The 22,416-nt window shown below is 71.0% G+C and carries 20 protein-coding genes; 7 read left to right on the top strand and 13 right to left on the bottom strand.

Annotated features, from left to right (window positions below; genetic code table 11):
* Window positions 1–3 precede the first annotated feature (3 nt).
* Window positions 4–852, top strand: a complete 849-nt coding sequence (locus H6726_24130; protein ID MCB9660755.1) for an alpha/beta hydrolase — start codon at window positions 4–6, stop codon at window positions 850–852.
* A gap of 7 nt (window positions 853–859) precedes the next feature.
* On the top strand, window positions 860–1,783 hold the full coding sequence (locus tag H6726_24125; GenBank protein ID MCB9660754.1) for a DUF2817 domain-containing protein: 924 nt from the start codon (window positions 860–862) through the stop codon (window positions 1,781–1,783).
* A 109-nt stretch (window positions 1,784–1,892) separates the two neighbouring features.
* On the opposite strand, the gene H6726_24120 is transcribed toward H6726_24125, so the two are convergent.
* The 3 genes from H6726_24120 to H6726_24110 all read right to left on the bottom strand — a co-directional run bounded on the left by H6726_24120 (window position 1,893) and on the right by H6726_24110 (window position 5,028).
* Window positions 1,893–2,519 carry a hypothetical protein gene (locus H6726_24120; protein ID MCB9660753.1) on the bottom strand — a complete coding sequence of 209 codons (627 nt, stop codon included), beginning with the start codon at window positions 2,517–2,519 and terminating at the stop codon, window positions 1,893–1,895.
* Between the two features lie 65 nt (window positions 2,520–2,584).
* Window positions 2,585–3,862 (bottom strand): hypothetical protein, encoded by a 1,278-nt coding sequence (locus H6726_24115; protein ID MCB9660752.1) that lies wholly within the window; start codon window positions 3,860–3,862, stop codon window positions 2,585–2,587.
* 89 nt (window positions 3,863–3,951) lie between these two features.
* A complete protein-coding gene (locus tag H6726_24110; protein MCB9660751.1) occupies window positions 3,952–5,028 on the bottom strand; it encodes a PEGA domain-containing protein in 1,077 nt (358 codons plus the stop codon).
* Between the two features lie 12 nt (window positions 5,029–5,040).
* Here H6726_24110 and H6726_24105 point away from each other — a divergent pair, with 12 nt between their 5' ends.
* The gene (locus H6726_24105) at window positions 5,041–6,867 is read left to right on the top strand and encodes a protein kinase (GenBank protein ID MCB9660750.1); all 1,827 of its coding nucleotides are present in this window, start codon (window positions 5,041–5,043) and stop codon (window positions 6,865–6,867) included.
* 171 nt (window positions 6,868–7,038) lie between these two features.
* Here H6726_24105 and H6726_24100 read toward each other — a convergent pair whose 3' ends face one another.
* The 3 genes from H6726_24100 to H6726_24090 form a co-directional block, all read right to left on the bottom strand.
* A complete protein-coding gene (locus tag H6726_24100; protein ID MCB9660749.1) occupies window positions 7,039–8,337 on the bottom strand; it encodes a hypothetical protein in 1,299 nt (432 codons plus the stop codon).
* A gap of 163 nt (window positions 8,338–8,500) precedes the next feature.
* On the bottom strand, window positions 8,501–9,814 hold the full coding sequence (locus H6726_24095) for a sigma 54-interacting transcriptional regulator (GenBank protein ID MCB9660748.1): 1,314 nt from the start codon (window positions 9,812–9,814) through the stop codon (window positions 8,501–8,503).
* Between the two features lie 24 nt (window positions 9,815–9,838).
* Complete coding sequence (locus H6726_24090) at window positions 9,839–12,382, bottom strand: VCBS repeat-containing protein (GenBank protein ID MCB9660747.1); 2,544 nt, start codon at window positions 12,380–12,382, stop codon at window positions 9,839–9,841.
* Between the two features lie 72 nt (window positions 12,383–12,454).
* On the opposite strand from H6726_24090, the gene H6726_24085 reads away from it, so the two are divergent.
* Together H6726_24085 and H6726_24080 are read left to right on the top strand one after the other, a co-directional pair.
* Window positions 12,455–14,011: a response regulator gene (locus H6726_24085; protein ID MCB9660746.1), complete on the top strand. Its 1,557-nt coding sequence runs from the start codon at window positions 12,455–12,457 to the stop codon at window positions 14,009–14,011.
* 77 nt (window positions 14,012–14,088) lie between these two features.
* The gene (locus H6726_24080) at window positions 14,089–14,493 is read left to right on the top strand and encodes an acyl-CoA thioesterase (GenBank protein ID MCB9660745.1); all 405 of its coding nucleotides are present in this window, start codon (window positions 14,089–14,091) and stop codon (window positions 14,491–14,493) included.
* A 31-nt stretch (window positions 14,494–14,524) separates the two neighbouring features.
* On the opposite strand, the gene H6726_24075 is transcribed toward H6726_24080, so the two are convergent.
* A complete protein-coding gene (locus H6726_24075) occupies window positions 14,525–16,036 on the bottom strand; it encodes an NAD(P)/FAD-dependent oxidoreductase (GenBank protein ID MCB9660744.1) in 1,512 nt (503 codons plus the stop codon).
* Window positions 16,033–16,896: an SDR family oxidoreductase gene (locus H6726_24070; GenBank protein ID MCB9660743.1), complete on the bottom strand. Its 864-nt coding sequence runs from the start codon at window positions 16,894–16,896 to the stop codon at window positions 16,033–16,035. The genes H6726_24075 and H6726_24070 overlap by 4 nt, the downstream gene beginning before the upstream one ends.
* A 98-nt stretch (window positions 16,897–16,994) precedes the next feature.
* Here H6726_24070 and H6726_24065 point away from each other — a divergent pair, with 98 nt between their 5' ends.
* Window positions 16,995–18,092, top strand: a complete 1,098-nt coding sequence (locus H6726_24065) for an AraC family transcriptional regulator ligand-binding domain-containing protein (GenBank protein MCB9660742.1) — start codon at window positions 16,995–16,997, stop codon at window positions 18,090–18,092.
* A 113-nt stretch (window positions 18,093–18,205) separates the two neighbouring features.
* On the opposite strand, the gene H6726_24060 is transcribed toward H6726_24065, so the two are convergent.
* The 5 genes from H6726_24060 to H6726_24040 form a co-directional block, all read right to left on the bottom strand.
* Entirely contained in the window at window positions 18,206–18,697 is a 492-nt protein-coding gene (locus tag H6726_24060) for a GNAT family N-acetyltransferase (GenBank protein ID MCB9660741.1), read from the bottom strand.
* Complete coding sequence (locus H6726_24055; GenBank protein ID MCB9660740.1) at window positions 18,694–19,032, bottom strand: hypothetical protein; 339 nt, start codon at window positions 19,030–19,032, stop codon at window positions 18,694–18,696. The genes H6726_24060 and H6726_24055 overlap by 4 nt, the downstream gene beginning before the upstream one ends.
* A gap of 218 nt (window positions 19,033–19,250) precedes the next feature.
* The gene (locus H6726_24050) at window positions 19,251–19,538 is read right to left on the bottom strand and encodes a hypothetical protein (protein ID MCB9660739.1); all 288 of its coding nucleotides are present in this window, start codon (window positions 19,536–19,538) and stop codon (window positions 19,251–19,253) included.
* A gap of 76 nt (window positions 19,539–19,614) precedes the next feature.
* Window positions 19,615–20,718: a hypothetical protein gene (locus H6726_24045; protein MCB9660738.1), complete on the bottom strand. Its 1,104-nt coding sequence runs from the start codon at window positions 20,716–20,718 to the stop codon at window positions 19,615–19,617.
* Window positions 20,719–20,769: 51 nt separating this feature from the next.
* On the bottom strand, window positions 20,770–21,048 hold the full coding sequence (locus H6726_24040) for a hypothetical protein (protein MCB9660737.1): 279 nt from the start codon (window positions 21,046–21,048) through the stop codon (window positions 20,770–20,772).
* A 351-nt stretch (window positions 21,049–21,399) separates the two neighbouring features.
* Between H6726_24040 and H6726_24035 the strand changes: the two genes are divergently transcribed.
* Window positions 21,400–22,161 carry a hypothetical protein gene (locus tag H6726_24035; GenBank protein MCB9660736.1) on the top strand — a complete coding sequence of 254 codons (762 nt, stop codon included), beginning with the start codon at window positions 21,400–21,402 and terminating at the stop codon, window positions 22,159–22,161.
* The last annotated feature ends 255 nt before the right edge of the window (window positions 22,162–22,416 follow it).

Raw genomic sequence — 22,416 nt, 5'->3', positions numbered from 1 at the left:
GGCATGGCCAAGCGCTCCCCCCTCCCGGAACCCCGCACCTTCGACCACGCCGGCCGGCGCATCGCCTATCGCGAGCTCGGCTCCGGGCCGCGCGTCATCGTCCTGGTCCACGGTCTGCTGATGGACGTGCGCATGTTCACCATGCTGGCGCCCACGCTCGCTGCGGCGGGTAACCGCGTCATCCTGTGCGACATGCTGGGCCACGGCGCGTCGGAGCAGCCGCACGACATGGGCGCGTACTCCATGCCGCAGTTCGGCGCCGACGTCATCGCGCTGCTCGACCACCTGGGTGTGGCGCAGGCCGTCGTCGGGGGCACCTCGCTCGGCGCCAACGTGGCCCTCGAGGCCGCGGTCCATGCGCCCGAGCGGGTGCGCGGCCTGATGATCGAGATGCCGGTGCTCGAGAGCGGCATCGCCGCGGCGGGCGCCGTGTTCGTCCCTCTGGCGCTGGCCCTGCGCGTCAACCCGCTGGGCATGGGTCTGATGGCCAGCCTGGCCCGTCTCGTCCCGCGCACGCACTGGATCGTGGACATGGGGCTCGACACGCTGCGCCGCGACACGCGCGCCTCCCTGGCCGTGCTCGACGGACTCACCTTCGGGCGTATCGCACCCCCGCGTGAGCTGCGGCGCACGCTGCGGCACCCGGCGCTCATCATCGGTCACGCGGCCGACCCCATCCATCCGTTCGCGGACGCGGGCAAGCTGTCCGAGGAGCTGGTGCGCGGTCGCCTGGTCACCGCGCGCTCCGCGGCGGAGTGGCGCGTCATGCCCAAGCGCCTCGACGGAGAGCTGTCGCGCTTCCTCGACACGGTCTGGGGTCAGCCACAGAGCGTGGCCCGGGCCGCGGGCTGAGCGCGCCGTGCCAGTCGCTGCGTACGCCCCTCCACCCCCGCGCACGCTGAAGACGCTGCGACGCGACCTCTCCATCTTCGCCAAGTACCACCTGGTCCGGCGGCCCCACGACTACCCGGCGCCCGCCGAGGCGGACATGGGGGTGGAGCTCCTCGGGTTCGATGCGGACGCGCACGTGCGCGCGTTGGAGGAGCACGCCGCGCACTTCGATCTTCGCACGTTGGGACACGTCTCCTACGAGGGGCGCTCCTTCCCCGTCACGTGGGTGCAGAACCGCGCGTCGGAGCGGGCGCCGAGGCTGTTGGTGCTCTCGGGCGTACACGGCAACGAGCACGCCGGGATCGTCGCCGTGCCCCGCATCCTGGCGCGCTTGACGCAGCTCGCTGGTGGGAAAGCCCCTGCAGTGTCCGTGGGGGTCGTCACGCCCGTCAACCCCGTCGGGGCGGTCTATGGGTCGCGCTTCAACGGACAAGGCTTCGACATCAACCGCGACTTCAAGCGCTTCGAGACGGTGGAGGCGCGGCTCGTTCGCGATGTCATCGCCGACTTCCGCCCGCAGCTGATCCTGTCGCTGCACGAGGGCCCACAGGACGCCTCGTTCGTCTTCGCCAACCGCCACACCCCGGCTGCGCTGGCCGAGCGCGCCATCGCCACGCTGGACACGCGCGGCGTTCTGCTGGCGAGCAGTGACTACTTCGGGCGTCGGCTGCCCGCACCGGGGTATGCGCCCACGTCGCGTGCGAACCACCTGGCGACCAAGCTCTGGGCCGCGACGCTCGGCATGATGCACACCGGCATGTACGCCGACGCGCTGGGCCTACCCGAGCTCACGCTCGAGAGCTCGTGGCGCGGTGCCGAGGAGGACCGTGTGCTGGCCCACGTCGAGCTGGTGTCGGCGCTGGTGGAGCAGTTGGGGTCCGAGAGCGCGTAGCCGCTCGCGCGGCGCTGTCGGGCGCTGCGGCACGACCTGGCGGTCGCGGTGTGCAGCTGCGTGCCCAGTGTGCAGGCTCGTGCACGAGATCCCGAAGCGCCGCGCGTGCTCAACCTGGCGTGCAGGTCAGGCTCCACGACGACACGATGGCCGTCACCACGTCGGTCACCAGGTTCGGGTGCGTCAGCTCGGTGACCGAGATCTCGGTCGTGCCGATGGGGAGCGGGAAGAGCGCGCCGGTGAAGAGGCCATCGAGGTCGCTGAGGTCGAGCGTGCCCAGCACCGTCAGCCCCGCGCCATCCGCCACGTCGATGGGCGTTGGGCAGCGGAGCCGGATGGGAGGCAGCGCGTTGGCCTCCAGCTGCACGCGTACGCCGGCCAGGGTCACCACCAGGCGCAGCGCTGGGGCGGTCTCACGCGGTGAGAGCAGCAGCACGCTGTACGCGCCCGGCGCGGCAGAGCTCACCTGGTCGCCGAAGCCGTCGTGTAGCGCGAGTTGGCCGTCCAGCCCGAGCCGAGCCGCCTCGTCTGGCTCACGGTCGCTGAGCATCTCGACGCTCGCCAACTCCACGCTCAGCTCGATCACGTCGAGCGGGCCGCTGACGCGCACCTCGAGCGCGATGTCCACGGCGGCGCCGGCCGTGCCCTGGTCGCCGCCGCTGAGGGGCGCGGTGTCCTCGGCGGGGGCACAGCCGGAGACGAGGAGGGTGCACAGAACGGCGGCGCGACGGAGCATCACGCCAGCCATTTGCGAGAGTCGTGCCAGTCCACGATGGGGACTCGTGGGCATGCCGGGAGCGCTCACTCGAACCCCCGAGGAGCCGCATAGCGGTACATGGCGCTGGCCCCGATCGCCACGAGCGCGTGATCGTCCACTGGCGCCACGACGGAGGCTTCGACCGGGAGCTCTCCGGTGGGCGCCACGACGCCCGGGAAGCCCCGTACGTCGACCAGCTCGGCGCGCCTCACGGCTGCACCGCCCGCGTTCGTTCCGCCGTAGACCAGGTACACACCGTCGGCCACCCACGCGGCGGCTCCTCCCTGACGAGGCGAGAACAACGGCTCTGGCGCGGGGACGGCGCGCACCGCGGTCCCCGAGGCCTGCACGACGACTCGGGCGACGTCGCTCAGCACGACACCCGCTGCCGAGCGCCCGCCCACGACCAGCAGCTCGCCGGGCGCGTTGGCGATCACCGCCGCGCCCGTCGTCGGCAGGTCGAGGGCCACGGTGCGCGTGTCCTGGGGCGCGCCCGGGTCCACGAGGGTGAGCGCGCTGCTGGTGCCGCCCGCGTCTTGCCGCCCGACCCAGGCCAAGCGCCCACCATCGGCCCCGAGGCTCACGTGCACCCCGACGCCACCCCAGCCGCCCAGCCCGACGTCCGGGAGGGGCTCGACCTCGAGGACGCCGCCCACCACGCAGAGCCTCGTCAGCGCCTGGGGTGCCGTGCGCCCGCCGAGCGCGAACCCACAGGGCTCGCCGGGTGTCCCGTCGAGCATGGGCACGAGGAGCGCGTCGGGCCCGTGCCGCGCGAGCTCCGCCGCCACCGTGGCGTGGGCGTCGTCGTCGAAGAACCAAGCGTCGCCCCCCGTCGTGACGAGCAGCCCGCTCGGCAGCGCGACGAAGCGGCGGCCGGCCGCCGGAGCGAGCAGCTCGTCGGTGAGAGCCGTGTGGGCGTCGACGCGGCTGACCGAGCCATCGGCGTTGCCGACCACGAGCGCGTCGCCCACGCGCGCGGCCGCGACGGGTGTCGGGGCGGAGCGGGTGGCCAGCTGCGCAAAGCGACCGAGAGGCGCGACGAAGACGTCGGGCAGCGCGCCCTGTTCGCTGCGCTGCGTCGCGAAGGTCGCGCTCGTGCCTCTCGCCAGGAGCAGCTCGCCGTCGAGCACGTCGACACGCAGCGTGTAGCCCGTCCCGAAGGGCACGACGGGCGTGGCGAAGGGCTCGCCCGAGAGCGCCGTGCGCGCGACGGCGCGTGGCAACCGCACGCCGTCTTGGCGGACGGACACCTCGACCGCCGTGGCGCCGGGGAACGGGTCCTCGAGGGCGTCGCGCGTGACGCTGAACGACAGCAACGACACGGTCCCCGCGCAGGCTACGCAGAGCGAGACGAGCCCGAGTCGCGAGACGGCGCGACCGACGGACGTCAACGAGACAACGCGCGACCGAGTCATGGTGAGCTCTCCGCGAGTTGGCCGCTGCCGCGCCAACCGTCCGCGCTTGGGCGTAGCGCCACGTACGCGCCTGCCCCCGCGCCCGCGGCCACCACGGCGGTGGCCGCGACGACGCCACGTACGCGCCGTCGCCTCGTGGCCCCGGCAATGCGCGCGTCTCGCGCGGCCTCGCGCTCGGTCACGAGCCGCGCCGCGACGGCGGGAGGACCTTCGTCGAGGGGGGCGAGCACGCTGACGCTCGGCTCGCCGTCCACGGAGAGCCTGCAGCTGCGCCCTTCGTTCGAGACGGAGAGCGACAAGCGGAGCGCGTGCGCGTCGTGGCTGGCCAAGTACGCGCGGGCGTGGTCGGCGGGCAGCGCGTGCAGGCGTTCTGGGTCCACGGTGAGCTCGGGGGCCAGCGCGGTGTCCACCTGGAGGTCCATGCGTTGCTGAAGCGGCAGGTAGCCCGGCGCGCTGACGCGCACCACGTGGGGGCCCTGCACCAGCGCGACTTGCGGGCCACTCACGGGGGCGCCGTCCACGTAGACGTGGGCGCCCGGGGGCAGGTCGCGGAGCGTCAGCACACGACGCTCCGACGTGGCGCCGAGCGCCGCGCGGCGAGCGATCAAGCTGGGGGGGAAGTCGACGGCAGAGAGCTCGAAGCCCGGACGCACGGCCGTGGCGCGCCGGAGGGCGTCATCGGCGGCGTCCCCCGCTCCCTGGGCGTCGAACACCTGCGCTGCGCGGATGAGCGCGTTCAGCAAGGCGGCCTGGTCGTCCACGGTGACGAGCCCATCATCGATGCCCGCGAGGACGTCTCGCGCGGCGCGCTCGGCGCCGGGGAGGTCCAGGTCGAAGAACAGGGCTTCGATGCGTGCCAGTTCGTCGTGGAGGGCGCGTGTCTCGCGCTCGGGCACAGGCAGCCAAGGTGCACCGCTGGGGCTCGGTCCGCGTCGGAGCGCGCGTGCGATGGCCACGGCGTACTCTTCGTGCTCGGGCTCGACCGACAGGAGGACCACCGCCGCGCCGGGCCGCGTCGAAACGGCGCCGGCGGAACGGCGCTGGTGCGCGCAGCCGCCCAAGACGGTACACACGAGGAGAACAAGATGAGTGCGGGTCAGCCGAGCCAAGATCGTGTGGGTCGCTATATCCTCGAGCATCGCGTAGCGAGCGGCGGGATGGGTGAGGTGTTCTCCGCCCGCGCAGTGGGTGCGGCCGGGACGTCCAAGCGCGTGTGCATCAAGCGCATCCTAGCGAGCCGCAAGCTCTCTGAGGGGGCCGTCTCACATTTTATCTCCGAGGCCAAGCTGTCCATGCAGCTGTCTCATGCGAACATCGTGCCTGTCTTCGATTTCGGGAGCGCGGAGGACGGCTACTACCTGGTGATGGAGTGGGTCGATGGTGTGGACATGGGCGCGGTGCTCGAGGCGACGCGGGCGCGCCAGGAGCCGCTGTCCGTGGCGGAGGTCAGCTACATCGGCGCGCGCTTGGCGCATGGCCTCGCGCACGCTCACTCGCGCGACATCGTCCACCGCGATGTGAAGCCGGCGAACGTCCTGCTGAGTCGCGCGGGGCAGGTCCACCTGACGGACTTCGGGGTGGCCATGCTGTCGGGCACGGAGCTCCCCGCCGCGGGGACGCCCGCTTACATGGCCCCCGAGCAACGTTGGGGGTTCGAGGTGGACGGGCGGGCGGACATCTTCGCCATGGGCGTCACGCTGAACCACCTCGCGACGGGGGCGCTCTCGCGTGACCCGAACGAGGTGCGGAAGGTCGCGCCCGCGCCGCTGGCGGAGCTGTTGGTGCGCATGGTCGCGCCCCTGGTCGAGGATCGCCCCAGCAGTATGGAGGAGGTGGCCCGCGAGCTGGAGCGGCTCGAGTCCGTGTCGATCGCGAGCGGCGCCGAGCTGCCTCGCGTGTCCCTGCAGCGGCGGGTCGAGCACATGACCTCGGGCTACCAACAGGGACCCTCGCTGGAGGTGGTGTTCCTCACGGCCGCAAGCTTCGCGGCATCGCCCGGCACGCTGCCTACCGTGACCGCCCCGCCCGAACCAGCCCAAGCACGCGACGCTCGCGATGCATCCGCGGGTGGGGAGGCCGCGGTCCACGGGGGAGATCCAGCGCTGCTGCCCACGCTGGACGCGGGGCCGGATGCCCGGGTGGACCTCGACGCGGCTGCGGCGAACTCGCGCCCGGCCCCGGCGACCGCTGGCACGACCGCGACGGACCCTGGCGCCGCCGTCCCGGACTCCATCCGTGGGACGGCGCGTCCTTCGGCTCGCGTGCGTCGTCGCGCGGTCTTTGGGGGGGCGCTGCTGCTGGTGCTGGGGCTCATGGGCGGGGTCTTGGTGTGGGCGCTGCGTGGCGCCGAGGGGCTCGAGGATCCCCCGGAGGTGCCCGTCGCCTCAGCGGGCGAGGATGAGCGCTCGGCCGTGACGGATGGACCGCCGCGGGGAGCCGGCACGCGCGAGCGAAGCGCCGGGTCGGCGGGACCGGTGGCCCCCGCCAGCGAGCGCGCCCCGGATGCGCTGGTCACGGAACACGGGAGTCAGTCCGCGCCCGCCATGACGTCTCGCCGAACCGCTTCGCGCGTCCGCACCGATGGTCGCGGGACCGGCCGCACCACCAGAGGGACCACGCCGAGCGGAGACGGCGTGTCGGCGTCGTCCGTTGCGGACGATTCGGAGCCGATCGCCACTCCGTCGACGGTGGCCGGGGCGCCTCCGAGCGCCTACCTGCACATCGGCGCTCGCCCGTGGGCCGAGGTGTTCGTGGACGGTCGACGTGTGGGACAGACCCCCATCACCGCGCTCGCGTTGCCTCCCGGGCGTCATCAGGTCCGCCTCGTGAACGCGCCCCTCGACGCCCAGCGCACCATCGACGTGCGTCTGTCGTCGGGCGAGACCCGCTACATCCGCGAGCAGATGGAGTGAAAGCAGGAGCGCCGATGCGCGCCGACCTCGAACGGCAGGCGGCGCTCACGCGGTGGGCAGGCCTGCGCGCTGGTGAAATAGAGGAGGGGCGCGACGTACGTGACGCCGCGCCCCTCGAGGAAGACAGCCTGCCGCTGGGCAGCAGGCTGCCAAAGTTGCCTCAGCGCGCGGTCACTGCGCGCTGGCCGCCAGCTCGGCGTGCAGCAGGACGCTCGCGAAGGCCGCCGCCGTGGCGGAGTCCATCCCGGCCGACGTCAGCGCCGTCACGTCCGCGCTGATGTCCCCGAGGCCCCCGCCCAGCATCACGGCCGACGCGACGCTGCCCGTTCCCCCGAGCGCCGCGTCGGCGCGCAGCGTAGCGACCAACGTGGTCGAGAACGTCGCCCAACCGTCGAACGCGGTCTTCACCACGCCGTCCAGGGAGCCCGAGATCTCGGCGCGCAGAGACACGGCCGCGTCCGCCCAGGCGCTGGCGATGCTGTCGCCGGCCGCCGCGCCGTCCCCGCGCGCGTCGTCGATGGCAATCTCGAGGGCGGCGAAGGTGGCGTCGAGGCTCACGTCGGTCACGCCAGCCGCGGCGAGCTCGGCCTCCATCGCGGCATGCACCGAGGCCGCGCGCTCCTGCTCGGCGTCGGCGACGAGCTGCGCGTAGAGGGTCGCCTCGAGCGACACGCTGCTCGCCTCCATGCGGGTTGCCTCGGCGGCGGCGTGCGCGCTGGCCGCCCAGGTCTCTGCCGTGTAGCTGCTCTCCGCTTGGGCATTGGCGATGGCCTGGTCGTACTGCGCGTGCGCCTCCGCCGTCGCGGACGCGTTCGTCGCCGCGTCCAGCGCTTCGGCCTCTTGGGTCTGAGCCTCCGCGCGTGCCTCGACGTAGGCTTCGAACGCGCTCGCGCTGTCCTCGCGCAGCACGCTCGCCTCGGCCTCGATGCGCGCGGCAATGGTCGCGCTCACGTCCGCGAGCGTGGCCTCCGACGGTCCCGCGCTCTCGTACGTGGCGGCCGCCTCTGCCTCCACGGCGGCACGGACGGCCGCGTGCGAGCAGTCCTCGCATGTGGCGGACGTCGCGAGCGACTCGAACACCGCCGCCTCCAGGGTGGTCTCCTCGTTCATGGGCTCGGCGGTCATCTCGCCGTCGGCGTCGACGGTCAGCACGACGGCTGCGTGCTCGGAGCCGTCGTCTGCGTCGAGCACGATGTTCGTGTCAGCGCGGAGCTCCGCGTCGCTCTCGATGCGGTAGCGCCCGCTTCCGTCGGTCGCGGTGGGCTCCATCGCGACGGGCTCGCGGCTGCCGTCTTCGGCGATGACATGCGCCGTGACCGTCGTTGCGTCTCGATCCAGGTTGGCCTCGACCCGTCCCTGCACCAAGAGCTTGGCAGTACCCGCGGGGCCACCGTCGCCGCAGCCGGCGGTGAGCCCCGAGAGGGCCAAGAGGAGCGAGAGAGAAGTGAGGGTGCGTTGCATGGTGGTCATAAGTCAGCGATCTCCTGCGACTGACCTACGCAACCCTCATGCCATCGGAAGGCGCTTGTTTCAGGGCGCGCTGCGCCTCCCTGAGAAGACCCCCGGTGGACCTCGGCTGCACACTGTGCAGCGACCTGCACAATTCTCGCGGCGCTCCCCGCCTGCGGTCGGCCTACTTGCCCTTCCCGTGCAGCCCGTACTTCTCCATCTTGTTGATCAAGGTGCGCCGCGCGATGCCCAGCCGCTTCGCAGCGCGCGTCTGGTTCCCCTCGCACGCCTCGAGCGCCTCGAGCACGGCGCGCTTCTCTTCGTCGCCCACCTGCGCACGCAGCAGCCCACCGCGTTCGGCCGAGGTGCGCGACGACAGGTTGAGGTCGCCTTCGTGGATGACGACGTCCGCCGCGAGGGCCACCGCGCGTTCCATGCAATTGCGTAGCTCGCGGACGTTCCCGGGGAACGGGTGCGCGAGCAACGCGCGCCGCGCGCCGGCGGACAAGCGCAGCGGTCGCCCCCCTGCGAACTGATCCAAGAAGTGCAGCGCGAGCGGCTCGACGTCCTCGGTGCGCTCACGCAGCGGAGGCACGCGGATGCGCACGACGTCCAGTCGATACAGCAGGTCCTCGCGGAACTCGCCCGCGCGCACCATCTCCGGCAGATCACGATGCGTCGCGGCCACCACGCGCACGTTCACCTCGGTCTGTGTCGAGCCCCCCACGCGCGTCACGCGCCCGTCCTCCAAGACCCGCAGCAGGCGCGTCTGCAGATTCGCGGACAACTCGCCCACCTCGTCGAGGAACAGCGTCCCCTCGTGGGCCTGCTCGAAGACGCCCGCGTGACGCTGTGCGGCGCCCGTGAAGGCGCCTCGTTCGTGACCGAAGAGCGTGGACTCCGCGAGGGTCTCGACCAAGCTCCCGCAGTTCAACGTCACGAACGGACCGCGCCTGCGCTTGCTCTTGCGATGGATGCGGTCGGCCAGCACCTCCTTGCCCGTGCCGGTCTCGCCCAGCACCAGCACCGTGGCTTCACTGCGCGCTGCGCGGTCGGCCAACCCGAACGTCTCCACCATCTGCGGCGAGCTGACCACGACCCCATCGTCTTCGGTGTCGTCTGCCGCGTCCTCCTCGTCGGCGCGCGCACCCGTGATCGTCGCCACCAGGCGCACGGCCCCGAAGCGCACCACCTGACCGGGGAGCCACGGCTGCGGAGTGTGGACGCGCTCGTCGTCCAGGAACGTCCCGTTGCGGCTGCCGGGGTCTTCGATGCTGAGGCCCGCCTCGTCGTCGAAGCGCACGATGGCCTGCACGCGGCTGGCCTGGGTGTCCGTGAAGCTCCAGTCGCAGGAGCTGGACCGCCCGAGCGTGAGCGCGCCGCCGGGAGCCAGCGTGCGTACGGAGGGCTCGTCGCCCGCGACCACCGCGAGCACGGCGCGCAAGCCGTGGCTCACGGGAGAGTGGCTGGCGGCGAGCGTCGTCGCGTCGTGCGTCATGCGTGCAGTATAGGTCAGCCGTACTCAGTACCGCGAGCGCAGCACCGTCACGCTGGGGCCGTCGATCAGCACGAGCTCCGCCAAGCCGTCGCCCGTCAGGTCGCCCGCCACGACCTCTCCGCCGAAGGCGCCTGTGCGTGAGCCGGGCGGCGTGGTGAACGTCCCGTCGCCTATGCCCACGTAGAGCTCGGCGCCGCGGTCGGTCGTGGCGACCAGATCGACGACCTCGTCGCCATCGAGGTCGAGTAGCGCGAGGCTGTGTGTGACCCCGCCAACCGGGACCTCACCCAGGTAGGTGAAGGTCCCGTCGCCCACGCCCTTCCAGACCGCGAGCTTCTGCGAGACCTCCTGGGTGATGACGAAGTCCAAGACCTCGTCACCGTCGAGATCGGCGAGCGCGACGTCGCGCGCGTTGCCCGTGGCGATGGGGGAGCCCGCGGCGTGCGTGAAGCCCCCGGCGCCATCGCCCAGCAGCACCGCCACTTCGTCACCGCTGATGCAGGTCACGACCAGATCGAGGTGCGTGTCGTCGTCGACCAACCCCACGGCCAGACGCTCTGGGCCTTCGCAGGCCGGGACCTCGGGCACGGCTGGCGCGGTAAACGTGCCCGAGCCCGTCCCGAGGCGGATGCTGACCGTGTCTTGCGCGCCGCCTGGGACGCCTGCGGCGGTCCCCGCGTTGGCCGTGGCGAAGTCCAGGATGGTGTCCCCGTCGAAGTCGGCGAGCACCACACGCGCGGGCCCCGGCCCCACCGCCACGGAGCCGCTGTTGGAGAACCCCCCCGACACGGTGGCCAGCCAGATACCGACGGAGCTTCCGCTCGTCTCGGCGGTCAGGATGTCCGCGCTGGTGTTCGCGTCGAGGCGCCCGATGGCCACCGACTGCACGGCGCTCGACAGCTGCGCCACCATCGCAGGCGCGCCAAACCCGCCGCGCCCGTCACCGGCGAAGCGGGACACACGCGAGGTGTTGTAGTCCGCCACCACGAGGTCCAGCGCGCCGTCACCGTCCAGATCCGCGAGGGCGCCGTCGGTGAGGAACGACCCGAAACGCGTGGACGGGAGCGCAGGTGTGCTCTCGACCATCCCGCCGGCCCCATCGCCGCGAAAGCGCGTCACGCGCCGGTCGTTGCGCGCGAGCAGGTCGTCCGCGGCCGAGGCGGCGCCCGGGAGGCGATGGAGCTCCTCGTAGCGCACCCCCGGGTTCTCGCTCCAGCCGTCGGACAAGCCCCCGGCGGGCGTCTGGAACAACACGCGCAGCCCGCCGTTGCTCGCGCCAGCCACGTCCAGCCGGGTGTCTCCGTCGAAGTCTCCCAGCGCCGCGCCGAGCACGCTCGTGAACGCGGTGACCGGGGTCAGGTCCACCGCCGTGCCGTAGTCGCCTGCGCCGTCCCCCGGGAGCAGGGTGATGCCCGTGCCCACGACGACGAGGTCACGATGCGCGTCCGCGTCGAACAGCCCATCGAGCACCACCGGCGACGACACACCCGTGGTCAGCGACTCCTCGACGAGGCCGCCGATTCCGTCGCCCCGGAGGAAGCGGAGGTCCCCCGCGCTCGCGTTCTGCGGCAGGAGCGCGATGTCGAGGTCTCCGTCGTCGCCGATGTCCACGGCCTGAACGCGGTAGCTCGGCGTCACGAGGATGGGCGTGGCGCTCACGTCGAACGCTCCTGTTCCGTCGCCGCGCAAGAGCTGCACCGTGCCGTCATTGCGTTGCAGCACCGCGACGTCCAGGTGAGCGTCTGCATCGAAGCGTCCGGTCGTCAGCGCCACGTCCCCGAACACGCTGGCGCCGTACGGCAGGCTCACCCATGCGTTGAACGTCCCGGTGCCATCGTTTCGATGGATGTGCAGCGTGTCGTACGTGGCGAACAACAGGTCGAGGTCGTCGTCACCGTCCACGTCGCCGAGGGCGTGCTCGCCCGACAGCTCGAAGACCGAGAGGGGGGTGGTGGAGCGCAGCGCTAGTCCCGGTCCTGCTACCTCGAACACCTCGACGAACGCGTGCCCGAGCTGGGAGACGCTCGTCACAACCAGCTCCGGCGCCGAGTCCGCGTCGATGTTCGCCAGCGTCGATCGAGAGACTAACCCGCGCGTGACCAGCGGGTCGGATGGGAAGCAGAGCTCGCCCGTTTGACGTGTCCCGTCACCGCAGCCCACGCGTGGACGGAGCGTGACCGTGCCGGTGACCGCGACGCCGTCGCTGCCCATCACGCTGTACGTGAACGTGTCGTCCCCCGTCATCTCGACGGGTGTGGCGTAGGTGAAGCTGCCGTCGGCTGCGACGTTCACGTCGGCGCCTTGGGTGGACGTGCGCGCGCCGGCCGTCAGCATCGCCACGGCGGTGTCGTTGGCCAGGACGCCGTTCGCCGCGGCCACCATGAACGCTTCGCCTGGCGTGACCGTGTACACGTCGTCCAGCGCCAGCGCCGTGCCCATACCCGAGCTATCGGTCGGGACGGCCATGTCTTCGGTCATCATCATGGTGCGGTCGGGGGAACCGCAGCCCGGCGCGCAGAGCCCGAAGGCTAGCAACGCCGCGCAAGACAGCTTCGGGGTACGCGACATGCACGCACCATAACTGCCTGGGAGCGCCCGTCCCACCTTCGTGGCGAATCCGTGTATGGTCGACGGGAGCGCATGTCCTCCGAGTCGGGAAACCTGAGCGTCCAGCTGATCGCGGAGCTCGCCGAGGTGCGGGCCCAGCTGCACTCGGTGATCGGGTCCATGCCCATCGTGCTGTGGGCCGTGGACATGGACGGCATCGTGACGCTCTCCGAAGGTCAGGCCCTCATGTCTCTGGGGCTGGAGCCGGGGCAGCTCGTCGGCCAGTCGGTGCACGAGCTGTACGCGGATGCGCCAGAGGCGCTCGCCGCCATCGTGCAGGCGCTACGTGGGGAGGCCAACGCGGCCGAGGTCAGCGTGGGCGGGCGTCGTTGGTCGAACCGCTACTTCCCACGTCTCGACGCCGACGGGACGATCGTCGGGCTGACGGGTCTGTCCGTGGACGTCACGGAGAGCAAGGCCCTCGAGCTGGAGACGCGTCGCCTCGAGGATCAGATGCGTCATGCACAGCGCCTGGAGAGCCTCGGGCTCTTGGCCGGGGGCATCGCGCACGACTTCAACAACCTGCTGGCGGTCATCCTCGGTAGCCTGAACCTCCTCGCGCGCGACGTGCCGGCGGTGTCACGTGCGAGCGAGCTGGTGCAGCAGGGCGAGCGCGCTGCGCTGAGGGCCGCCGAGCTGACGCATCAGATGCTGGTCTACGCCGGGCGCGGGCACTTCCGTGTCGGTCTCGCGGACCTGAACGCGCTCATCACGGACATGGGCAGCCTGATCGCCTCGGGCCTCTCCAAGCGCGCGCGGCTCACCTATGCGCTCGACCCGGCGTTGCCGCCCGTGTCGGTCGACGCGGCGCAGATTCAACAGGTCATCATGAACCTGCTCACCAACGCGTCCGACGCGCTCGGTGGTGGCGAGGGGACCATCCACGTCACGTCTGGCTCCGATGTGGACCCATCCGTGCCTTTGCCCGACGACTACCCAGCCCCTCATGGGGTGGTCTTCTTCGAAGTCACGGACAGCGGGGCGGGCATGGGCGAAGAGACGCAGCGCCGCATCTTCGAGCCGTTCTTCACCACCAAGGAGACGGGGCGCGGGCTGGGGCTCTCGGCCGTGCTGGGCATCGTTCGGGGTCATCACGGGCGTCTCGACGTGCGCAGCGCCGAAGGGGAGGGCACCACGTTTCGCGTCACGCTTCCGGCCGGCGAACGCAGCGGCGCCCCCGAGGCGGCGCGCGAGGCGGGCCGCGAGCAGCGGGCTTCGCAGCGACCCGGTACGCGCATCCTCTTGGTGGACGACGAGGACATGGTGCGCAGCGTCGTGCGGGAGGTGCTGGTGCAGGCCGGCTTCGAGGTGAGCGTCTTCGGCTCCAGCACGGACGCCGCCGCGCACGCTGCGGCGTACCCCGGGCGCTACGCGGCCGCGGTCGTCGACGTCGTGATGCCGGGCATGACCGGCAACGAGCTGGTGCGCGCTCTCCGCACGCACTCGCCGCAGCTGCCCATCGTCATGATGAGCGGCCTCGACCACACCGCCGCCGACGCGGTCCGCGACGCGCCCGAGCGCACCGTGTTTCTCCAGAAGCCGTTCGCGCTGGCCCTGCTGGTGTCGGAGCTCACGAGGCTGCTCGGTTGACGCCGGCTGCGGTCCACGCTCCGCTGTCGCGCGTCGTCACGGGCTGCTGAGCGGGCCGCGTCGTGCTATCGCCCCGCATGAGCGAGCAGGTCAAAGCTACGGTCGTGCTGGCGCCCGTCGAGGACACCATCCAGGTGCGCTTCTCCGACACGGACGCCATGGGTCACATCAGCTCGGGGTCCTACGCGGCGTTCGCCGAGGTCGGGCGCGAGACCTTCTTCAAGAACATCCCGGACGAGCGCTCGGAGATCCCGTGGTTCGTGCTGGCGCGCCTCGCCATGGACTACCCGCGCGAGGGCCGCTACGGGCAAGTGTTCACGCTGCACACACGCGCCATCGGCATCGGCGACAAGAGCCTGACCCTGGAGCAGGTGGTCCACGCGGACGACAAGGTGGTCTGCCGCGTGGAGGTCGTGATGGTGGGCTTCGACCCCGCGACGCGGAAGTCCGCGCCCGTTCCCAAGCACTGGCGCCTGCCGTAGGCGATGACGGCGAGCCCACGCGGGCTCGGCATCATGCGCGTGTCGTCGCCACGTGCCCTCGCGCGGCGCGGGGTGAGCGCTTGTCGTAGTTGTCGTGGTCGAACTCGGCCAGTAGCGCCTGCATGCGGTCCGTGCTCCACGGGAAGCCGATGCTGTTGCGGCCGTTCGCGTCGAGGTAGTAGCTCTGGCAGCCCCCGGTGTTCCACACCGTGCCCGCCAGGTCCCGCTGCACCTCGGCGTTGTAGGCGGCCTGTCGGTCGGCGCGCACCTCCACCACGTCGGTGTGCGTGCGCCGCATCCAAGACAGCGCGGCGGTGATGTAGCGCAGCTGCGACTCGATCACGACGAACGCCGAGTTGTTGCCGATGGCCAGGTTGGGCCCCAGCACGAGGAACGCGTTGGGGAAGCCCGCGATGGCCGTGCCGCGGTGCGCCTCGGGGCTGCCGTTCCACACTTGGGCGAGGGTGCACCCGTCGGCGCGCTGGATGCGCTCGGCGATGGGCGGGTCGCTCACGTGGAAGCCCGTGCCGAGGATGATCACGTCGGCGCGCTGCTCGGTACCGTCACTGCCCACGACCACGTCGCCGCGCACGGCACCCAGCCCGGTGGGCAGCACCGTGACGTTGGGCTGTGCCAGCGCCGGGTAGTAGTCGTTGGAGAGCAGGACGCGCTTGCAGCCGAGGGTGTAGCGCGGGGTCAGCACCTCGCGCAGCGCGGGGTCGCGCACCGCCCGCGCGATGTGCGCCTCCCCGAGAAACTGCAGCCGGCGCAGCAGCTCCGGGTGTCGAAAGCCCACGCCGAAGCCCTCGAAGCCGCGGTAGAGCATGGCGCGCAGCGTCTCCTTCGCGCGCGGGAGGTCCAGCAGCTGCTGCGACGCGGCGGGCATCGACGGATTGGGCTTGGGCAGCACCCAGTGCGGCGTGCGCTGGAAGAGCACCAGCTCGGCCACTTTGGGCTGGATGCGCGGCACGAACTGCACGGCAGAGGCCCCCGTCCCCACCACGGCCACGCGCTTGCCGCGTAGGTCGACGCCGTGGTCCCAGCGCGACGAGTGGAACACGGGCCCCTCGAACGCGTCGAGGCCCGGCACGTCCGGCAGCTGCGGCTCGTGCAGGTAGCCCGCGCAGCTGATCAGGATGCGCGCGGCGTACTGCCCACGCGGTGTGCGCACGGTCCAGCGGCCACGCGCGTCGTCCCACCGCGCGCTCTCCAGGGGCTCGCCGAAGCGGATGCGCTGGCGCACGTCGAAGCGCTCGGCCGTGTCCTGCACGTACGCCAGGATCTCGGCCTGGCCCGCGAAGGCGCGGCTCCAGTCGGCCCGCTGCGCGAAGGAGTACGAGTACAGCGCCGAGGGCACGTCGCACGCGCAACCGGGGTAGGTGTTGTCGCGCCAGGTCCCGCCCAGCGCGTCGGCCTTCTCGAGGATGAGCAGGTCGTCGAAGCCGTGCTCGCGCAGCACGATGGCCGCGCCGATGCCGCTGATGCCCGCGCCGATGATCAGCACGTCCACGGGCTGCTCGTGGCCACTGCTCGCCGCGCTCACGCTGCCCCCTCCGGGGCGTCGGTCACGGCCAGGCGCGCGATGCGGCTCGTGTACCCAGCGCGGGCCTGGGCGTCGAGCTCGTTCAGGATGCGGCGGTCACCGAGCGCGCGTCGCACCGTGCGCAGCACCGGGCGCGGCGCGGAGGACTGCAGGGGCGCGAGGGCCTTGAGGTAGCGCGGCACGGTCACCTCGCCGACGGGGTGGTCCAGCGCGCCGACGATGGCCGCAGCGACATCTTCGGCGGAGACGGTGGGGATGCCGCGCCCCGCGCGCTCGGTCCCCGCGGCCAGCTCCGTGGTGACCTTGGCGGGCAGCACGGCGGTGAAGTCCACCCCGCTGTCGCGGTACTCCTCCGCGAGTGTCTCGGTCAGGCCCACCACCGCGAACTTGGTGGCGCAGTACACGGCCAGGCCGGGCACGGGCAGCCGCCCCGCCATGGAGGCTACGTTCACGATGTGCCCGCGCCCGTGCGCGAGCAGGCGCGGCAGCGCGACCTTGCAGCCCAGGATGACGCCGCGCAGGTTCACGTCGATCTGCGCGTCGCTCATGCCGTCGGGCTCGGCCAGGAAGTCGCCGCTGGGCATGATGCCCGCGTTGTTCACCAGTGCGTCGAGGGGGCCGAAGCGCTCCTCTGTGGCGGCGAGGAAGGCCTCGAACGACGCGCGCCGCCGCACGTCCAGCGGGAGGGCGAGCGCGTGCGGACCCAGCTGCGCCGCCGCGTCGCGGGCCAAGTCGAGGTCGATGTCCCCGAGCGCCACGCGTGCGCCGCGTTCGATGAGCGCCCGCGCCGTAGCGAGCCCGATGCCGCGCGCGCCACCCGTGACGGCGACGACGGAACCATGAAGAGCGAGGAGTGCCATGCGCTCAGTGTGGGTCCGCTGGGTCCGCGGCTGTGACGCGGGGAGCGCACCAATCTGATATCATTTCGGGCCACGCGCTCTCGCGTCTTCTCGTGCGTATGCCTCGCTCCTCTCGCCCTTCACGTCCCGCCGCCACCGCGCCGCACCTGCACCGCCCCACGGTGTCCGTTGCGTACCTCAACCTGCTGGTGGAGATGCTGGCGGAGCGCGGCATCGACGCATCGCGCCTGTTCGCGGGCATCCCGTTCGACCGCGACCTGCTCACGCGCGAGGGCGGGCGCATGTCGGCCGCCGACTGGACGCGCTTCGTGCTGCGCGCGCAGGAGCTCACGGCGGACCCCGGGCTCGGCTATGCGTTCGGCCTGCGCATGCGGCCGGGCCTGCACGGCATCCTCGGCTACGCCGCGCTCAGCAGCGCCACCATCCGCGACTCGCTCGAGGTCAGCGCCCGCTACGCCAACGTGCGGCAGGCGCACTTCCGCATGGCCCTCGAGCCGCACGAGGCGGGCGCGCTCTTCACCGTGCGCGAGAAGTTCCCCATCCCCGTGGCGCGCACGTTCTTCTACGAGAACATCCTGGTGAGCATCGCCGAGGCGGTGGGCACGGCGCTCGGTCGGCCGCGCGCCGCGGGTGACGCCTCTGGTGACGCCCCCGCGCTCCAGATCTGGATGGACACCCCCGAGCCGCCCTACTTCGCGCCCTTCCGCGAGCGCCTGCCGCCCGTGCGCTTCGGCGCGGTGGTGAACGGCGTGGCCGTGCCGCACGAGGTGCTCGCCCTGCGCCCCGTCCTTGCGGACCCGCACGCCTCCCGCGAAGCCATCGCCCACTGCGAGCGCGAGCTGGCACTCACGGTGGACGACGAGCGCGACCTGGTCATCGCCGTGCGCGACGCCCTCGGCCGCTCTCCCGACGGAGAGGCCCCGCGCCTCACCCACGTGGCCGCGACGCTCGGCGTCTCCACTCGCACGCTCAAGCGCAAGCTCGCCCAGGGCGGCACCTCCTTCCGGGCCCTGCTCCTCGAGTCCCAGCTGCGCCGCGCCCGCCACCTCCTGGCCCACACCCAGCTGCGCGTCGCCGAGGTCGCCCACCGCCTCGGCTACGAGAACCCCGCCAACTTCTCGCGGGCGTTTACGCAATCGACCGGCGAGTCCCCCAGCGCCTACCGCGCGCGGACGGCACCGAGCGGACTCCGGTGAGGGCGACGGCGTGCTGCCGGGGCGCCCCACAACTCGCCCATCGCCGCACGGCGTGACGACAGGGCTAGCGCGGTCATCGCAGCAGACGGGGCTTGGCTCGCCCTGACGCCCCGTCAGACGGTCATCGCCTCCATGTACACACGCTCCGGCGTGACGCTGGTCGTTCTGAACCCGTGGCGTGCATAGAACCGCTGCGCACGCGCGTTGACGGCCAGTGTGCGCAACCGCACGGGCCGACCGACGGCGTCTGCGAGGACGCGCTGTAGCAAAAAGGCTCCCACACCTCGGCTTTGGTACGCAGGCAGCAGGTACAGCGTCCCTAGCTGCACGTGGTCCGCGAAGTCGAGGACCTCCAAGACGCCCGCCGCGTCGCCGTCCACGAGCACGATGCGGAACTTGCTCGTGTCGAAGCTCTTCTCGTGGGACGCCCGCTGTGCCGCCGCATCCCATGTGCCCCACTGCGCGACCACATACTCCCGCATCGTTGCCTCCGTGGTCGCGAGAGAGAACTCGAAGTCGTCCTCCGTCGCGGCCCGGAGCTGCACGTCGAGCGTGGGCGACTCCCCACGCGTTTCCGTAGCGTCCAGTCCGCCTCGAGACGTCACCCGAAGACCGCGTCGATCGTGTCGGCCGTCAAGACCCGCAGACTGTACGTGGCCAGCTCGTCGTGTGACGCCCCTTCGATGCGTGCGCGTGCTGCGTGTGACAGCTCACCGAACTTGAGGGCGAGCATTCGAGCCAGCATCTCGCGCTGCCCGGACAGCTCCCCCTCGGCGCGGCCCTGCTGCACGCCACGTGCGATGAGTTGTTCGGCGAGGGTACCCATGTGGCTCTCCATGGTGGGGGTGAGGGTGGTGTGGAGCACGCGGTGGACCGCGTCCATGTCACCGTTGGCGGTGTGGTAAGTGTAGCGCAACAGGCGCGTCAGGAAGTCGTGCACGGCCGGGTCCAGCGATAGCGCGTGCAGGCCGCGTCGCGAACGCGTCGCAGTCAATTCGCGCCACAGACTTGAGCACACCGACGCTCGTTGGAATGCCCAGTGCTTCGAGTGCTTCGATGTCTTGGAGCGGGGGACGACCAGCGCCCGACGTTCGCCCTGTTGCCGTGTTCGGCGAGCGCGCGGGTGGCCGGTCGCAGGCTCTCCCGCCTGACTTCAAGCTATTGAGCGTGCCGACGGAAGCACGGAGTGGCGAACTGCCCAGTAAACGGACCAACGTACTCCCAGCCCTGGCTGCCGAGTCGCTGCAGCATGTTGTTGTACTCGCGCTGTCCGTCGGCGCGGTCGATGTGCGAGATCTGTAGCGTTTCCTCGAACGCACAATAGGCCTCCCAGCGCTGCGCACCGGGGGCGGGCGCCCCATACGACTGCGCCGTGAGAGCCGGCATGGCCACCCCGGCAGCGCAACCGACCAGAGCACAAACGACCGGGACGAACAGCTTCTTCATCGTGACCTCCTAGGCAGGGAAGCGGGGACCGTATCGGCGCGCGGCGCGAAGCTCAACGGCAAACGGGCTGCGCGATTCAGCGCAGCCAGCCGATCGGGGTGTCCAGCCAAGCCCAGCTCCGCAACGCGTGACACTCCTCGGCGGACGGGTTTCGGAGGGGCCAGATCTCCTCGACGGTCTGATGAACGCCGCTCCGCACCAGAAGGAGCACGGTGGCGGCGATGTGTGCGGTGTCGTGTCCGCCGCGCTCCATCCAGTCGACCGCGGCGCGACGCGTCTCCTCGACGGCGATGGTGTGGTAGTCGCCACAAAGGAACACCAGCCCGGTGCGGTCGTTCGGGAGCTGCCGGAGCGCCTTCTCCCAACGCTTGCGGGTGCGCTGGGCGGCACGCACATCGTCCCCGAACGCGCCGTACTCACCCGTCTCAGGGTCGCCTGATGACTGGATCCGGATCACAACCGTCTCGTCGACAACGACCTCGGACCCCCCGTCACGTAGCGCCCTCGCCAGCGGTGGCACCACGTCGGCCGCGATCGCGTTCATCAGAGCCACACGCGACACTTTCTCGCGCCACGCTTCCTCGACCCGTGCTCCAGCCCACCAGAACCCCACATCGAACCCGAGGTGGTCGAGGATGGGGTCCATGACAAGGTTCGTCAGGGCGGTCTCGAAGTCGGAGCGCTCTGCGGATTCCAGGCGCTTGACCTCCACCGCTACGTCCGCGTCGATGCAGTCGAGGTCGTGGCCACGGTCCTGAGAGCGTGGCACGGGCCGCACGCGCTGCTTCCACGAGTGCAAGAGGCGAGCGACCCGCAACTCCGTCTCCGCGCTCTCGTACTCCTCCACCGAGCGCAGGCGGTTGTCCATCTCGCGCAGGTCGAACGCTTGGTCTTCTGCGCAGATCAGCAGATCGGCGACGTCCAACAGCGCCGGTACGTAGAGTTCGTGCTCCAAGGCCATCATCGCGGCCACCGGGTGGGCCGCATCACACTGCTGTTGCAGCCAGGCGTCCCCGAAGTGCCGCTCTAACGCATCGACCGCGCGGCCATTGTACCCGCGCTCGTGGTCCATCGCGCCGACGAGCGCGCGGTTCCGCCACGTTGGCGACTCGATTGATAGTTCATAGGTCCGATCGTCGACCGTGAAGATTCGGCGAACCGGCTCTCGCTTCTTCGGCATCGAGACCTGCTTCCTCCCCATCCGGGTAGGACGAAGAACGTAGGCGCTACATCAGTGAAGCGGGCGCTTGAAGCACAGCATCCCAGGAGACGTAGCCAACTCCCGCCCCTCTGCGCCCATGCGGCGCCCAATTTCGTTTACCTCTTCCACGTACGCTGCCTGCGAGCGCGTTTCTGCCGGCAGGACGCATTGATGCTCCCAGCGCTGAACGCCAGCGGCGATCTGTTGGGCGCTCAGCCGCGGAACGACGAGTGCCTCGACGAAAGGCGCGCTCGCGCAACCCAAGAAGAAGGCCAGTCCGGCCGTGAGAAGGACTTGATGCTTGGTCATGGCCGGGAGGGTACATCTGCGGTGCCAGAGGCCGATGCCGCGTTCGACCTCCGGCTGAACATGGCGTGAAGCTCGCGGCCCGGGAGGCACACGAGGCGGTGCCGGCGCGCGTCATCGTCGCTCGATCTGCGTTCGTCCCGATACGATCGGGCTCAAGGGGCAAGGTCATTGGAGGGGCGTTCGCTGAACCGAAGCGTGACCGCCGGCGGCGTGTGTGAGTACACTCCTGGGAGCGCGGCGACGTGGCTCCCGACAAACGACTCACCTGCCCAGTCGGCAGTACCTTCGAGGTCGAACTCGCCCGGCTCGACCTCGACAACACCAACAGTGGGCATCTGAGGAGGGTCTGCGATGAAGCGGTCCGTGATTGTCAGCATGCTCGTGGTTTTCATCGCCGTCCTGGGCGGCGTTGGGGCTGCGGTAACCTTTCCGACAGAGTTCGCACAGGTCGTCTCAAGCCTAGGTGCACCATTCCAAGACCCCGTCATCGGTTGCTGGGAGTCACAGGTCGCCCCTCATGCAGCGGTGCAGTGCTTCTCCGAAGATGGCAGTTACACCGCGCAGCTTCTTGGACTGCCTGGTGCGGGGCACTGGGAGCGACTCTCCGACCAGCGTGTCCGAGTCGAGACCACAACCTTGGCCTCCACTACGGCCACGACGTTCGATATGTGGATCCGGGATGACGCGCTGCACATTCAGGCAGAGGGCGAACGGGAGGTTCGTGTCTTCGTTCGCATGGCGGGAGCGACGACGCTGGAGGCCCCGCAGCCACTTGGTCAGCCTCCGACGAGTGGCGAGGAAGGCGACCACGCCGACGACGAATGGGCCGGCCGCGAGCGTCTAGCCCGGGAGGGAGAGATGGCCAGGCTCGCCGCCGAGGCGCAGCGCGCCTCCCAGGAAGCGCGGGCGGTACGCGCTCAAGCTGAGGCTGCTCAAGCAGCGGCCGCTCAATCCGCCCAGAATGCCCGCGAACGCCTAGCCCGGGAGGAAGAAATGGCCAGACTCGCCGCCGAGGCGGAGCGCGCCGTCCAGGAAGCGCGGGCAATACGCGCTCAAGCTGAGGCTGCCCAAGCCGCAGCCGCTCGAGCTGCGGCACCCGCTGACCAGCCCTAAGGTGCGCGGTGGACGACGTGGGGCACTGCGCGGCCCATGGCGGGCCCACTCGCCCGCGACCGCAAAGCGCTGGCGTCGCGTGGATGATGGGGCGCACGAGGCGGCGTTGCAGTTGGCCGAGTCGGCGCTGGTTGCTTGGGGGCGGGGAGCGCGGTGCTGGTGGGTGTGACGGGCGCAGGAGGGAGCTTGCCGTGCGTGTGCTGCGGATGGCAGTTGCGCAGCCCATCGCGTTCAGAGTCGATCTCGGGCGGGACG

The sequence above is a fragment of the Sandaracinaceae bacterium genome (assembly GCA_020633055.1).
GTDB lineage: Bacteria > Myxococcota_A > Polyangia > Polyangiales > Houyiibacteriaceae > JADJJE01.
Note: the sequence above shows the minus strand (reverse complement) of the source record. Positions and strands in the feature narration are given on the sequence as shown.

Excerpts from the sequence above, each read along its gene's own strand:
- H6726_24070 (MCB9660743.1), bottom strand. The coding sequence starts at position 16,896 with ATGGCACTCCTCGCTCTTCATGGTTCCGTCGTCGCCGTCACGGGTGGC.
- H6726_24095 (MCB9660748.1), bottom strand. The coding sequence starts at position 9,814 with ATGACGCACGACGCGACGACGCTCGCCGCCAGCCACTCTCCCGTGAGC.
- H6726_24050 (MCB9660739.1), bottom strand. The coding sequence starts at position 19,538 with ATGAAGAAGCTGTTCGTCCCGGTCGTTTGTGCTCTGGTCGGTTGCGCT.
- H6726_24105 (MCB9660750.1), top strand. The coding sequence starts at position 5,041 with ATGAGTGCGGGTCAGCCGAGCCAAGATCGTGTGGGTCGCTATATCCTC.
- H6726_24045 (MCB9660738.1), bottom strand. The coding sequence starts at position 20,718 with ATGCCGAAGAAGCGAGAGCCGGTTCGCCGAATCTTCACGGTCGACGAT.
- H6726_24090 (MCB9660747.1), bottom strand. The coding sequence starts at position 12,382 with ATGTCGCGTACCCCGAAGCTGTCTTGCGCGGCGTTGCTAGCCTTCGGG.
- H6726_24085 (MCB9660746.1), top strand. The coding sequence starts at position 12,455 with ATGTCCTCCGAGTCGGGAAACCTGAGCGTCCAGCTGATCGCGGAGCTC.
- H6726_24040 (MCB9660737.1), bottom strand. The coding sequence starts at position 21,048 with ATGACCAAGCATCAAGTCCTTCTCACGGCCGGACTGGCCTTCTTCTTG.
- H6726_24065 (MCB9660742.1), top strand. The coding sequence starts at position 16,995 with ATGCCTCGCTCCTCTCGCCCTTCACGTCCCGCCGCCACCGCGCCGCAC.
- H6726_24100 (MCB9660749.1), bottom strand. The coding sequence starts at position 8,337 with ATGACCACCATGCAACGCACCCTCACTTCTCTCTCGCTCCTCTTGGCC.
- H6726_24130 (MCB9660755.1), top strand. The coding sequence starts at position 4 with ATGGCCAAGCGCTCCCCCCTCCCGGAACCCCGCACCTTCGACCACGCC.
- H6726_24120 (MCB9660753.1), bottom strand. The coding sequence starts at position 2,519 with ATGCTCCGTCGCGCCGCCGTTCTGTGCACCCTCCTCGTCTCCGGCTGT.
- H6726_24080 (MCB9660745.1), top strand. The coding sequence starts at position 14,089 with ATGAGCGAGCAGGTCAAAGCTACGGTCGTGCTGGCGCCCGTCGAGGAC.
- H6726_24035 (MCB9660736.1), top strand. The coding sequence starts at position 21,400 with ATGAAGCGGTCCGTGATTGTCAGCATGCTCGTGGTTTTCATCGCCGTC.